12 protein-coding genes are annotated in these 13,374 nt (G+C 36.2%); 11 read left to right on the top strand and 1 reads right to left on the bottom strand.

What is annotated here, in order from left to right:
- Positions 1–182: 182 nt before the first annotated feature.
- The gene (locus OEV98_RS15490) at positions 183–1,994 is read left to right on the top strand and encodes a M3 family oligoendopeptidase (RefSeq protein ID WP_263074267.1); all 1,812 of its coding nucleotides are present in this window, start codon (positions 183–185) and stop codon (positions 1,992–1,994) included.
- 285 nt (positions 1,995–2,279) lie between these two features.
- Here the strand turns inward: OEV98_RS15490 and OEV98_RS15485 are convergent, their stop codons facing one another.
- Complete coding sequence (locus OEV98_RS15485; RefSeq protein WP_263074266.1) at positions 2,280–3,146, bottom strand: hypothetical protein; 867 nt, start codon at positions 3,144–3,146, stop codon at positions 2,280–2,282.
- Positions 3,147–3,587: 441 nt separating this feature from the next.
- Between OEV98_RS15485 and OEV98_RS15480 the strand changes: the two genes are divergently transcribed.
- The 10 genes from OEV98_RS15480 (at position 3,588) to OEV98_RS15435 (ending at position 13,152) form a co-directional block, all read left to right on the top strand.
- Complete coding sequence (locus OEV98_RS15480) at positions 3,588–4,574, top strand: aldo/keto reductase (RefSeq protein WP_263074265.1); 987 nt, start codon at positions 3,588–3,590, stop codon at positions 4,572–4,574.
- A gap of 121 nt (positions 4,575–4,695) precedes the next feature.
- Positions 4,696–6,273, top strand: a complete 1,578-nt coding sequence (locus tag OEV98_RS15475; protein ID WP_263074264.1) for a copper resistance CopC/CopD family protein — start codon at positions 4,696–4,698, stop codon at positions 6,271–6,273.
- A 116-nt stretch (positions 6,274–6,389) separates the two neighbouring features.
- The gene (locus OEV98_RS15470) at positions 6,390–7,016 is read left to right on the top strand and encodes a YcnI family copper-binding membrane protein (protein ID WP_263074263.1); all 627 of its coding nucleotides are present in this window, start codon (positions 6,390–6,392) and stop codon (positions 7,014–7,016) included.
- Positions 7,017–7,380: 364 nt separating this feature from the next.
- Positions 7,381–7,794, top strand: coding sequence for a hypothetical protein (locus tag OEV98_RS15465; protein ID WP_263074262.1), 414 nt, complete (start codon positions 7,381–7,383; stop codon positions 7,792–7,794).
- 415 nt (positions 7,795–8,209) lie between these two features.
- The gene (locus tag OEV98_RS15460) at positions 8,210–9,190 is read left to right on the top strand and encodes an aromatic acid exporter family protein (protein WP_263074261.1); all 981 of its coding nucleotides are present in this window, start codon (positions 8,210–8,212) and stop codon (positions 9,188–9,190) included.
- Between the two features lie 36 nt (positions 9,191–9,226).
- Positions 9,227–9,511 (top strand): type II toxin-antitoxin system HicB family antitoxin, encoded by a 285-nt coding sequence (locus tag OEV98_RS15455; protein WP_263074260.1) that lies wholly within the window; start codon positions 9,227–9,229, stop codon positions 9,509–9,511.
- A 526-nt stretch (positions 9,512–10,037) separates the two neighbouring features.
- Entirely contained in the window at positions 10,038–10,421 is a 384-nt protein-coding gene (locus tag OEV98_RS15450) for a GntR family transcriptional regulator (RefSeq protein ID WP_263074259.1), read from the top strand.
- Positions 10,418–11,107 (top strand): ABC transporter ATP-binding protein, encoded by a 690-nt coding sequence (locus tag OEV98_RS15445; RefSeq protein ID WP_263074258.1) that lies wholly within the window; start codon positions 10,418–10,420, stop codon positions 11,105–11,107. The genes OEV98_RS15450 and OEV98_RS15445 overlap by 4 nt, the downstream gene beginning before the upstream one ends.
- Entirely contained in the window at positions 11,104–11,937 is an 834-nt protein-coding gene (locus tag OEV98_RS15440; protein WP_263074257.1) for a hypothetical protein, read from the top strand. Before OEV98_RS15445 ends, OEV98_RS15440 begins: the two co-directional genes overlap by 4 nt.
- Before the next feature lie 12 nt (positions 11,938–11,949).
- Positions 11,950–13,152, top strand: coding sequence for a hypothetical protein (locus OEV98_RS15435; RefSeq protein WP_263074256.1), 1,203 nt, complete (start codon positions 11,950–11,952; stop codon positions 13,150–13,152).
- Positions 13,153–13,374: the final 222 nt, after the last annotated feature.

The raw sequence follows: 13,374 nt of genomic DNA, 5'->3' as shown, positions 1-13,374 counted from the left end.
TTTGTAAGTATATACATAGAAAAGATGGCTTTTACCTTTCGTTAAATTATCCACACATCGATAATTTTCCTTAGAAAAGTTTCTATTAAAATTGTAAAATAGTCATTTGTTTCAGATATTTGTATTTTCTTTCCATGCAGGAACAGGTAAAATGGAACTATGTATGAAAAGGAGGGAATCATATGAAGTATGTAGATACTTGGGATTTAGATAGTATTTTCCCTGGAGGAACAAAGTCCCCGGAGTTACAGGCGAAATTACATAATCTCAAAAAAGATATTGAAGAATATGAGCAATTAATAAATGAATGGAATTTTGCGGAAGATAAATCCGCTTCCTCATTTAAGGCGATTTTAAAGAAGCATGAAGTAATCGGGAAAGCCTTAGAGCAATCCGCAACATTTGTTCAAATGTGGCACGATGCCTATATGAATGATGAATATGCAAATGTTGTCATGGGGCAAGTAATGGATTTGTTTGGTGAGATTGAAAAGCTTTCCACTCGCTATACGAAAAAATTAGTGGCGATTCCAGAAGTAGACTGGCAACAGCTTTTACAGGATGAAGAATTACAGGTCGTTTCCTTTGTGTTAAATGAAACACGTGAAGATGGTAAACGCCTGCTTTCTGAAGAAGAAGAAAAAATTATTACGGAATTAAATAAGGATGGCTTAACTGCTTGGAGCCAATTGTATGACACAACGGTTTCCATTATGACGATTCCATTCACCGACAAAGAAGGAAAAACTACAGCATTATCCGTAGGGCAAGCAATGAATCGGATGTATGCCGATCCAGATCCAGAAGTGCGTAAACAGCTGTTTGAAAATTGGGAAGCAGCTTGGACAAAATTTGCTCCGATTTTTGCAGATACGCTTAACCACTTAGATGGTTATCGAATCACATTGCAAAAAGCACATAAACGGGAAAATTATTTGGAAGAACCATTAGAATACAATCGAATGTCAAAAGAAACATTGAATGCGATGTGGGGAGCGGTTGCTAGCAATAAACAGCCATTCATTAATTTCTTAAATCAAAAAGCGAAATTACTAGGCATGGAAAAATTAGGCTGGCAAGATGTCGACGCACCAGTTGCATTCGGTGATGTCAAACCAACTCGTTTCACGTATGATGAAGCATGTGACTTTATCATTGATAATTTTGCGACATTTGGTCCGAAGTTGGCAGCATTCGCGAAGCATGCGTTAGAAAATCGCTGGGTGGAAGCAGAAGATCGACCAAATAAACGACCAGGTGGGTACTGTACGGAACTACCAGAGTTTGAGGAATCTCGTATATTCATGACTTTTACAGGATCAACGAGTGATGCTAGTACGCTAGCACACGAGCTTGGCCATGCTTTCCATAGTCATGTTATGAAGGATTTACCTTCATTAAATCATCATTATGCAATGAATGTTGCCGAAACGGCTAGTACGTTTGCCGAAACGATTATTAGTAATGCAACCGTTGCGAATGCGAAAAACGATGAAGAAAAGGCTGCATTATTAAATACGAAATTAGAAAATGCAACCGCAATGTTTTTAAATATACATGCGCGTTTCCTTTTTGAAGATAGCTTTTATAAAGAACGAACAGAAGGTATTGTTTCTGAGCAACGCATCAATGAATTAATGGAAAATGCGCAAAAAGAAGCATTCTGTAATAGTTTATCTAGCTATCATCCACATTTCTGGTGCAGCAAATTACATTTCTTTATTGATGATGTCCCGTTTTATAACTTCCCGTATACCTTTGGATACTTATTTAGCTTAGGAATCTATGCAGAATACTTAAAAAATCCAGAGGGCTTTGAAGATAAATATATTGCGCTATTAAAAGACACTGGTTCCATGAAGGTAGAAGATCTAGCAATGAAACATTTAGGTGTCGATTTAACAAAACCCGAATTTTGGGCAGAAGGAATCCAATTAATGGCGAAGGATACAGAAGAATTTATTCAATTAACAAACAATAAGCTATCGGTTTAATCGTTGGTTAAATGATAATGAAAGAAGAAACATGATGATAGGAAGAGGCTGGGACATAACAATTGATGTTTAAATGTAAGACGTACAATAATTCGGATAGCGGAGGAAATATACGTAGACTCCTGCGGGAAAAGCATGAGCCGAAGACCCCGCACGAAGTGTAGCGGAGGAGGAGGCTAAGGCCATGCCCGCGGAAAGCGAAGTATATTTCCGGAGCGCTTTTACCTACTTAACTTTGTTCGGATTCTCTTACATAAAATTACTTTTGTCCCAGCCTCTATTTTTTTAGAACATATTAAACATCACATGTAATAAGAACTTTTTTGCACCGTTCGGGTATACCCCTTGTGGTAATAGCCAAGTCCACGTCGTTTCGTCCTTATTTTTCCCAATGGTACCAAAGAGAAGCATTCCAAGGTGGATAGCTTCGGTAGGAAGTCCTGTAACATGATACGCAGTATGGTGGACAAATTGTGAAAGCACAGTAAACGAGTCATTTATGGCAGTAACTTCAAATATATTAAATTGCCTTTCTTGAAAATGTTCAAAAGCTGGTACAGCTTTTCCATACGCGGGGAAGTTCTGCTTTTGACTATGTACTAGCTGGGGATTGGTTTTTACAAATAGTACATTTAACAAATGTTCGCAATCTTTAAGCTGGGGCTTCACTTCATACAATAGCTTTGTAATAAGCGGACTCCACTTACAACCTATTTTTCTATCCAACCATCTTGTAAAACGTGTCAACTCCAATAAAATATCCTCTACTTCGTTTTCCTCTGGGGAAAGCTTTATTTGGTAGGGGACATATACGAATAGAAATTCCTCCCAAAACGCGATATCTATGTCTTGCCAAGAGGATGGGGGAGCGTCTTCTAAATAATCGGTTAAATATTGTCCGAAGACGGTTAAAAAAGTATTACGTGATTTACTCCCTGGTTTTTCCAGCTTGTACTTAATAAGTGTATCTCCGTAAAATTCTGCTATGCCACGGTATCGAAAATGAAACTGTGAGGAGATTTGGACCTTTTGGTAAAAGGATTGGTATTCAGTAGGATTATGAAAGGGAAGTTCAATAACATTTGTATTGGAAGCACAGCAAAAGTCTTTTGGTTTTCCACTACCACATTCACAAAATACGAGTTTCTTCATAAAAACAACACCTTTCTACTAGGTTTATAGAATTTAATACTAATACTATCGGAATATTTCGTTTTGTCTAATCGCTAAAATTTCAAAATGGTAGCCGAAAATGCTTCGGAATGCCATTTCCCGAGATAATTTCTACTGGCATTGGAAAAGTTTACGGATGAAAATGCGATATTGCTAGTTTTTAATAAATTTTTTTCCTTTGATAGAAGTATAAGTTTCCGTTTTTTTACATATCATCTTCTCGTATGAATAGTGATCGTTTTTTTGTGAGAAGCATTGTTCATATTATTTGGATTCGTTTACATGAAGCAGTACAATTAGAAGTAATCATAAGAATGCAGATTTTAAAATACATACAGCATGTTCCGAATATGTAGCATTTTACTTCAAAGAAATGAATGGTAAAGGTAATATTAATAAAAAGGAAGCGAGTGAAGTAGGATGGAAAAAAGAAAATTAGGGAATCAGGGGTTAGAGGTTTCTACTATTGGCTTAGGCTGTATGGGAATGTCGGATTTTTATAGTGGTCGAAATGAGGAGGAAGCAATCCAAACGATTCACTATGCATTAGACCATGGAATTACATTACTAGATACTGCGGACATGTATGGAGTAGGAAAGAATGAGGAACTCGTTGGCCGGGCTATTAAAGGTCGACGGAATGAAGTGGTACTTGCGACAAAATTTGGGAATGTCCGAGCTGCAGATGGTACAAGGTTAGGAGTAAGCGGTCATCCCGATTATGTAAAACAAGCCTGTGATGCAAGTCTTAAACGATTAGGCGTCGACCATATCGATTTATATTACCAGCATCGAGTCGATCCGAAGGTTCCGATTGAAGAAACGATTGGTGCAATGGCAGATTTAGTGCAGGCTGGGAAGGTTCGTTTTCTCGGAATGTCAGAAGCTGCTGCGGAAACTATACGTAGAGCACACGCTGTTCATCCTATTTCAGCGTTGCAATCAGAATATTCTTTATGGAGTCGAGATGTGGAGGATAAAATTTTACCAACCTGTCGTGAGCTCGGAATTGGCTTTGTTCCATATAGTCCACTAGGTAGAGGTTTTCTAACTGGTCAAATTCAAACATTTGAAGACTTGGCAGAAGATGATTATCGTCGTTTTTCCCCACGTTTCCAAGGCGAAAATTTCGATAAGAATTTACAGCTTGTAAAGAAAATTAAAGAAATTGCCAGTGAAAAAGGCTGTCAGCCAGCACAATTAGCACTTGCTTGGCTACTTGCTCAAGGCGAGGACATTGTACCGATTCCGGGAACGAAAAAAGTGAAATACTTAGAGGAAAATATTGGTGCACTACAAGTAAAGCTTACAGAAGAAGAGTTAATTCGTATCGATGAAGTTTTCCCACATGGTATTACCGCAGGTGATCGTTATCCAGCAGACGGGATGCGGGGAGTAAACATTTAATTCTAGAGGTCAGACTTCTTAATAAATTTGAGGTCTGGCCTCTTGTATTTTTCAGCTGTGCAGTGGTAGAATTTGGACATGGAAAAAATATCTGCATGAGCGGAAAAGAGTTGTCTGAAATATGAAGAAACATATAAATAGAAAGCTTTTCATTTTTGTTTCTATCCTTTTTATTCTCCTGATCCCACATCAGGCATATGCACATGCGCTCCTTGAAAACACAAGCCCTGCACAGGACAGTCAATTAGAAACATCCCCAAAGGAAATCACGTTAACATTTAATGAACGACTAGAAAAAGAACTATATTCTATTAAACTGTTTGACGCAAAAGGGGAACGGGTAAGCACAAGTGCAACGGAGATGAGTCTCGACCAAAAATCTTTAATACAAAGGCTACCAGAACTTCCGGACGGAACGTATACCGTATCCTATAAAATATTATCTGCAGACGGTCATCCCGTCGATGGTTCTTATGTGTTTTCCATCGGGGAAGCAATTAGCCAAACAACACAGATGAATCCATTAGATTCTGGGAATCAAGAAACAGGGACAAAAACGATTATTAGCTCCACAATAAGCATTTTTTATTTCCTCCTATTACTTCTAACCACAGGGTGGATTTTATGGGGAACGATAAAGAAAAACGAAAACGAAGTAATTAAAAAAAATGCACGGAAAGTAGTCCATATTTTACAAATACTATTGTTGCTCTCCGTTATTTTGATGGGATTCTTCCAGCTTACGAACCTTGTAAATAGCTGGAGTCTAGTGGAAATCTGGTCGATTTTATCCAATACTACGATTGGAATTACTTGGATAGTTTCTTTCCTCCTCGTGATCGTAGGTTTTCTACTTTTACATCGCAAAAAGTGGATCGATGTACTATGGGTCTTTCTCCTAATAGCGATGGAAAGCATTAATGGACATGCAAATGCATTTGAACCTCCAATAGTTACGATTGCTATTGATCTATTTCATTTACTAGCTGCTGCGATTTGGGCTGGTGGATTGTTTTATATGGTTTATTTTTGGAGAAAACAGAGAGAGCATGTAAAGGAAATGCTACCATTGTTTTCTGATATTGCTTTAATTGCTATCCTTTTATTAATCGTCACCGGTATTTCTAGCACGTATCTTTTTTTACCGAAACTAGATTACTTGCTATATACCGATTGGGGAATTATGCTTATTTGCAAAGTAGCAATCGTGTTATTTGTTATAATTGCTGGTGGGATATTGCGTTATTTCATGAAAAAGAAAAAGGAATCCTCCATTGGCACGATGTTAGCAATTGATTTTAGTTTTATGATTATTATTACTGGGATTGTCGGTGTCTTTACTCATTACAGTCCAGTCCCACAAAACGAACCACTAGCATGGTCTGAACAAGATGAAGCAATCGAATTTACAACCTCGATTCTACCAAAAATACCAGGAAATAATCATTTTATGGTAGTTGCTGATGCAAAGGCGGAAGGTATCGAGATTAAACGAATCGCATTGAATTTAACCTTTGTAAACAATCCAGATATTGCACCAATTCAAGTGCCATTTGAAGAGAGGGCACCTGCAAAGCATGTAGAATATATGATAGATGGACAATATTTGCCATTTGCAGGAAAATGGACAGCAGAGGTACGCATTTTAGATTCAGAGGATAATGAATATGTGTACCATGAGGATTTTGTTGTGTATTAAAGAATATTGAAAGAACTGCCGGAATCAAACCTTATGAATACAGCTTTCTTTTATAATTTAATGAAATAACAAAGGAAAATAGTAAAAAAGAAAAATAGATAGGAGAATTTCTTAAGATGAAAAAAATAGTTACAGTAGTAGTTACATTTGTTGCGGCCTTTGCACTATTCACTAGTGTTGCAAGTGCACATGTTACGGTGCAGCCAACAGAAACCTCTCAAGGAAAATATGAAGTATTTACTGTTCGCGTACCATCAGAAAACGAAACAGTTCCAACGACAAAAGTACAAGTGAAGTTCGATGATGCAGTAAACATCACTCGCTTTGAGCCAAAGCCAGGCTGGACATATACAATGGAAAAAGATGATACAGGGAAAATTACGAGTGTAACATGGACAGCGGACGAGCAAGGCTTAGCACCAACAGAGTTTGCTGAGTTTAAAATGCAAGGAAAAGTTAGTGACGATGCCGAACAAATCGTGTGGAAGGCATATCAAACCTATCAGGATGGTTCGGTTGTCGAATGGGTTGGCGCGCCTGATGCTGAAACACCAGCTTCCGTTACAGTAGTAAACGAAGCAACTGTAACAGACAGTCATGATCATGGAGATACCGCTAGCACAACTTCTGATAATAGCGATGAGGATAGCAACAGTACAAGCAATCTTTCTTTATATCTTTCAATAGCAGCATTAGTATTGGGCTTGGTTGCATTAGGATTAGCATTGAAGAAAAGAAAATAATGTAGAGTGTATTATCAAGGCAAGGAAGTGATAGCATCTTCGCTTGCCTTTTTGTTTTCATCTTTTAAAGGAAAGGAAGAAGGGATGTTCCTCTTCCATTATACATGCAAGCAATTCTCTTTTTTTAGTCGTCGTTTCTAATAGTTGTAGCGCATCCTTCGACGAAAAAGCCAACCACCATACTTTCCTAGCTTGTTCGAAACTCACCTGCCATTGGTTTTCCTAGCCATCATACATTACAAACACGATTTTTCACTTCTTTATTAAAAGAAATTTTATAATCCACTTTGAACAAGTTTATCCCTTCAAATAATGGGTACTTAACAATTAATAAACCCGTGTTTTGTACATAATCAGAAGGGATGTGGTTATTATAAGTCTTTTTCTCCAAGCCATTATTGCCGTACAGCTATCCTTGTTACCGATGCCAATAAATCTTATGTATCCATCCAACACAGCATATGAAGCAATTCAACTTCCAAAAGGATTAGAGCTAGTCGATATGCAATATATGATAGAACCATCTACTAGTGAATACAGTCAACTACATTACCGCATCGAATTGAAAGAGGATGAAAGTAAAAATATTCAAGAGGCTGCGATTATTTTTCGTGATACATTTTCAAATTATATCGTTGGCAGTAATGCAATCGTAAACAAACAATCCACTGATTCAAAAATTATCATTGACTCGTACACCCAATTCAATCGAAAGAAATTTTCTCCGTTATTTTATGATTTTGATGGGCTGATTGAATCGATTGTGATACAAGAATAAGGTAGCAAGATTGTTCTATTTTCAGATAACAAATTTATGTTAAAATATTAGGAAAGGAAAAGCATTTTACTTAAATGGGTGAGGGAATTAAGGGGAGCGAGTATATGGAGAAGTTTAAAGTTTTTTTATTATCGATTATTACAATTACCCTATTGTACATTGCCTTTATGGTAACAGACTTAGTCATGTAGTCGAATAAACTGACAAGTGAAAAATAGTGAATGGAAAGAAATCAGAGAGAAACATGCTCTGATTTTTTTATGTTCTGTAAAAGTAATTTTGTAGTTATGCAGAATATCATTTTCTGTACGCATTTTACCTTTGTTTCATATATAATAAAATGGAAATCATATGGTATTGGAACAATAAACGAAAATAGGTTTTCCAAACATTTCAAAAGGTGAGGAAAGAGCGTATGATTGGCATGGGTTATCGAACAATTAAAACCGCTGTTGGCGCAGGGCTTGCGATTTGGATTGCAAGTTTATTTCATTTAGAGTTTGCAACCTTTGCTGCTATCATTGTGATCATGTGTATCGAAAAAACAAGGAAGAAATCTCTCGATACGATATTAAAGAAATTTTTTGCCTGCCTTCTGTCGTTGGTGCTCAGTGGGATTGTCTTTGAAATTTTTGGCTATAATCCCCTTGTATTTTCTATCTTTATTTTATTATTTGTTCCATTGCTCGTAAAAGCGAAAATCCAAGGTGGTTTTGTCACGAGTATGGTAGTGGTGCTCCATATTTATACAGTAAAACATGCCAATGTAGAGGTCTTTCTTAATGAATTTTTCGTTATAGTCATTGGGATTAGTATTGCGATATTAGTGAATAGCTATATGCCGAGTGCAAAAGATGATATCGAGAATTTTAAAGCAAAAATTGAAAATAGTTTTCAGGTCATTCTATATGAACTTGCTGCCTATTTACGAGATAGCAAACAAAATTGGGATGGAAAAGAAATATTAGAAGCAGAAGATTGGATTAACCAAGCGAAAAGTATCGCGATGAATGAAATGGAAAATCATTTATTGAAAAAACAAGTGAAGGATTTCTTTTACTTGGAAATGCGCGAGGATCAGCTCGAATTATTAAAACGAATGCTGCCGATTGTGTCTTCTTTAAGCTTGCATTTAAAACAACGGGAAATTTTCGCTGACTTTTTAGAATTCTTAAGCAACCATGTCCACTCAGGGGATACAACAGAGCTATCCTTTCAAAAGTTGGAGGAATGCTGGGAATTAATGCGCGAGACCGAATTGCCGACAACGAGAGAGGAATTTGAAACACGTGCAAATTTGTATTATTTAATCCGCGAAATCGAGAATTATTTACATATTAAGCGAAAGCTATTTTCGAAACGAGAGTACAAAGGTACACCGAAAACAGAACAATAAACTTTCGTTACTACTAAAGAGAAGGAGATTCATGAAATGGCAATTTACAGTTACTATAGCATCTTTGAGCCTATCAATGAGGAAAATTATAAAGGATATGCTGTTAGCTTTCCAGACTTAGAGAATGTTTTTACAGATGGTAGGAGCTTTGCAGAGGCTTATGAAATGGCGAAAGATGTGCTCGGAACAATGCTAGCATTAAATGAGGAGGAAAACACTGCGTTTCATCCGCCATCTGCTCCAGATAAACTAACAATACGTGAAGGTAGTTCGTTGATTTACATTCAAATTGATACAGATGATTATCGTGAGGCTGAATAGCCTCTTTTTTTTGCTCCCATATAGGTTTTCGTTTGAATAAGTTTTAATTACCTTAGGATGAGATGGTATTAAAGTGAAAGTGGGCAAGAAAATGTGGTGAAAATCCGATTGATGGAAGGTGTCAAAAGGAAAGTGGGCAAAAAAAGTCAAGCCCAAATCCTTTAGATAGAAGGTAACAAAAGAAAAATCCTCTAGAATTCTAACATAAATCCCATTGATTCCACCAATAAGCAAAAAAATATTATCAATTTCCCGCTTTTCGTATTGACAGGCGATGTGTATTACCCGTATAATACACTACATGAAGTGTATTACGTGATTAATACATATGTTTTTAAGTCAAGTGTATGAACACATTAATACAGTCTAGCAAAGAATACGTAATACCGGGTCATTTTTGTTTTTGGTGTATGAAGGGGTTCATACGGTACACGTAAAAAAATGAGAAATCCTTTTTACATAAAGTGTATGGAGTATATAATACACCCCTTCATCCCAAGCGAACGACCAGTAAGGAGTTGAGTACATGAACGTGAAATTTAATAATCGCGACCCAGTATATGTGCAAGTTATCCGCCATTTTAAAGAGCAAATTGCAAAAGGGGTGTTGGAGCCTGGTCAGGAAATTCCATCAAGAAGAGAACTTGCAAATCAGTTGAAGATTAATCCAAATACGGCGCAACGGGCGTATAAAGAAATGGAGGAACAAGGATTGATTTACACAGAGGGGAATTTACCGAGTAAAATCACAAAGGATGAGCTCGTACTAAAAGGGGTGCGCAAGGAATTGATCATGGAAGCAGTCGAAACGTTTATTTATTCGGTCCAATCCATTCAAGTTCCATTGGAGGAAGTACTTGATTTAGTTACTGAAAAATATCAAAAAAGCCAAGAGGAGGGGAACGTATGATAGAAGTAAAGGATGTTTATAAAAAATTTGGCAGAAAACCAGTATTAAAAGGCGTTAGCTTTACTGCTGAAAAAGGAAAAATTACTGCATTAATCGGGATTAATGGCGTAGGAAAAACGACGATTATGAATGCAATTATGGCATTAACCCCAATAAATAAAGGAGAAATTCTTATAAATGGGGAAAAGCTTCATAAAGGTAGCTTTGAAAAAATCACCTTTATTCCGGATGCAATCACAATGCTTCCATCGATGAAAATTAAAGATGCAATGCAATTTATGGATGATTTCTATGATTCCTGGAATCAAGAGCGTGCCAATGAATTATTAAGCTTTTTCCGATTAAAGGAAAGTGATAAAATTGCAGATTTATCGAAAGGGAATACAGCGAAGGTAAACTTATTACTCGGTCTTGCCCTTGATGTTGATTTTCTTTTAATGGATGAACCATTTTCTGGTATTGATATTTTTAGCAGAGAACAAATCGCGGAAGTTTTTACTAGTCATTTAATCGAAGACCGCGGGGTTATTATTACCACACATGAAATAAATGATATTGAACATTTATTGGATAAGGTGGTACTACTCGATAATGGTGTCGTGCTAAAGGAATTTAATACAGAAGAAATGCGAGAAAAAGAAGGAAAATCGGTAATTGACGTAATGAGAGAGGTGTATCGTTCATGAAGCGCTTTGGTAAGCTAGTTCATTTTGAATTTAACCGTTTTTTTAAAATATATTTAGTGTTAATTGGGATAACGATTTTATCGCAAATAATCGGTATTATTGTGGAATCAACCAATTACATAAATTTGGCGAACAAATCAATGTATGAGGATCATGTTTCGCTCAAACAATTTATCGAAGAAAATGGAATGATGTCCTTTGCGCATATCGGACCTTCTCTTTGGCTGTTAGCACCGATTGCAATTGTTGCTGTTTCTCTACTATTCTATATGATTTTCATATGGTATCGTGATTGGTTAGGTAAAAATACCTTTATTTATCGATTATTGATGTTACCGACAAATAGAATTTCTGTATTTGCAGCAAAAGCAACAACAATTCTACTATACACGTTTGGAATGATTGCAATACAGCTTGTGCTATTCCAGGTTGATGCACAATTATTAAAATGGATCGTCCCAGATGAGTTTCGTTTCGATATGACAACCCGTGAAATGATTCAAACGTTTGATTTCATCGGATTAGTATTCCCATATTCGTTTACCGAATTTATTATTCATTATGGTCTTGGGATGATCGTAGTTTCTGTTGTGTTTACGATGATTCTGTTAGAACGAAGCTTCCGCCTAAAGGGAATTCTTTTTGCAGTCCTATACGGAGCCGCAGCAGTACTTGTCTTCATTTTACCAATATTGCTAAATTATTTAGTATTCAACGAGTATTTATATCCTGGCGAATTAATCATCGCAGAAATTATCACAGCATTCATCGTATTGGTTAGTTCGATTTGGACGAGTCATTATTTATTAAATAAAAAAATTAGGGTGTAAGGAGGGAATTTCATGAAGCGTTATTTAGCGATTATCATTTGTATCATTTTTACTATCGTAGTGATAACCACTTTTTATATAAAAACAGTAATAGCAGGTGGGGATTTTCCAGAATATGTTTTAGAAAAAGTTAGTGGTGATGAATCATTGACCGAACAGTTAGTGCTTTATGGTGATTATGTAAAGGATTCACAGTATGAAAGCTTCCGAATAATAAATAATGAATCTTTCTATAATAGCGAACTTAGTATTTTTGAAAAAGCGATTGGTGTTCGTGAACCGATTTTTGATAAATGGATAAAAGAGCATCGTAATTTCATGAGGGGGAAGGATCTTTTTACGGGATACTTTTATGAAGATGAGCAGCAATTTGTTTATGCGAACTTAGTCCAGAAAGGAAATAGCAAATTTATTTTTGATATCGCTGCGTTAAATAAGAAGAATAACGAAAAAGCTTCCTTTACAATGGACCTACAAGAAAACAGTAAGATTGGTTATGCACAAGTATTAGACGTACAAGTAAACAATGATAATCAAGTCCAAGTAATAGTACAAAATTATTATTACAATGAAGGAGATAATCAGGAATATCGATTGTATACATTTGATATCGGGAAGAAAAAATTGATTGGTAATGAGTTAATAGCCTCTGTTGATACAGGAGCAATGGGTTGGAATGAATCATATTTTGCCAATAATGAGGAATACACTGGAAGAAATCAATATTTAGTATTAAAAAGATATGCTTCTGATCAAAAATATGGGGAATATGGTGAACCAGTAGGGGAGCCGATTGTATTAATGGATGATTATGTAATTTTCAATACGGATACATTTGAAAAGGAAACGATAACTATACCAGAGGAAATGGCAGTTTCAGGATTGTCTGTTAATCAGTCTACCATCTATTTCAGTGAAACGAATGAAGATGGATTGAAAGTCGTCCCATATGATATTGAAAGCAAATCGTTTGGAACACCAGTCGTTTTTGGTAAGAAATCGGGGATAGAACAAGTCGATATGTTCCAGTTGTATCAGGATAAAATTTATATCGTTCACTCCAACCCGGAAACTTCAAAGGAAACATGGATAACGATTGGCAGCTTAGATTCAGGAAAAATATTATACGAAGGTAAAATAAAGGAAAAATCAAAAGCAAACAAAGATGATGAAGCACACACGATGAACATAAGTGATCTATCAGTATATGAATGACATTCATTTATTAAAGGAGGGCCGTTCCAATTATAGGAGCGGCCTTGCGATATTCCTCAAGGAAAAAAGTATTCTACTAAAGAGATAGGCAAAACTTTTCTATTTGTTTATTTAACACCATTTTTCGGCACTCAACTACACAGATAGACAAACAATACAATATTTTCTCTCTATTTTTATCGGAAATAATAGTATAATAAAAAGAGTGAATATTTCGCAACT

Source organism: Perspicuibacillus lycopersici (assembly GCF_025660475.1).
In the GTDB taxonomy this organism is placed as follows: Bacteria; Bacillota; Bacilli; order Bacillales; family Caldibacillaceae; genus Perspicuibacillus; species Perspicuibacillus lycopersici.
Note: the sequence above shows the minus strand (reverse complement) of the source record. Positions and strands in the feature narration are given on the sequence as shown.

Excerpts from the sequence above, each read along its gene's own strand:
- OEV98_RS15490 (WP_263074267.1), top strand. The coding sequence starts at position 183 with ATGAAGTATGTAGATACTTGGGATTTAGATAGTATTTTCCCTGGAGGA.
- OEV98_RS15485 (WP_263074266.1), bottom strand. The coding sequence starts at position 3,146 with ATGAAGAAACTCGTATTTTGTGAATGTGGTAGTGGAAAACCAAAAGAC.
- OEV98_RS15480 (WP_263074265.1), top strand. The coding sequence starts at position 3,588 with ATGGAAAAAAGAAAATTAGGGAATCAGGGGTTAGAGGTTTCTACTATT.
- OEV98_RS15475 (WP_263074264.1), top strand. The coding sequence starts at position 4,696 with ATGAAGAAACATATAAATAGAAAGCTTTTCATTTTTGTTTCTATCCTT.
- OEV98_RS15470 (WP_263074263.1), top strand. The coding sequence starts at position 6,390 with ATGAAAAAAATAGTTACAGTAGTAGTTACATTTGTTGCGGCCTTTGCA.
- OEV98_RS15460 (WP_263074261.1), top strand. The coding sequence starts at position 8,210 with ATGATTGGCATGGGTTATCGAACAATTAAAACCGCTGTTGGCGCAGGG.
- OEV98_RS15455 (WP_263074260.1), top strand. The coding sequence starts at position 9,227 with ATGGCAATTTACAGTTACTATAGCATCTTTGAGCCTATCAATGAGGAA.
- OEV98_RS15450 (WP_263074259.1), top strand. The coding sequence starts at position 10,038 with ATGAACGTGAAATTTAATAATCGCGACCCAGTATATGTGCAAGTTATC.
- OEV98_RS15445 (WP_263074258.1), top strand. The coding sequence starts at position 10,418 with ATGATAGAAGTAAAGGATGTTTATAAAAAATTTGGCAGAAAACCAGTA.
- OEV98_RS15440 (WP_263074257.1), top strand. The coding sequence starts at position 11,104 with ATGAAGCGCTTTGGTAAGCTAGTTCATTTTGAATTTAACCGTTTTTTT.
- OEV98_RS15435 (WP_263074256.1), top strand. The coding sequence starts at position 11,950 with ATGAAGCGTTATTTAGCGATTATCATTTGTATCATTTTTACTATCGTA.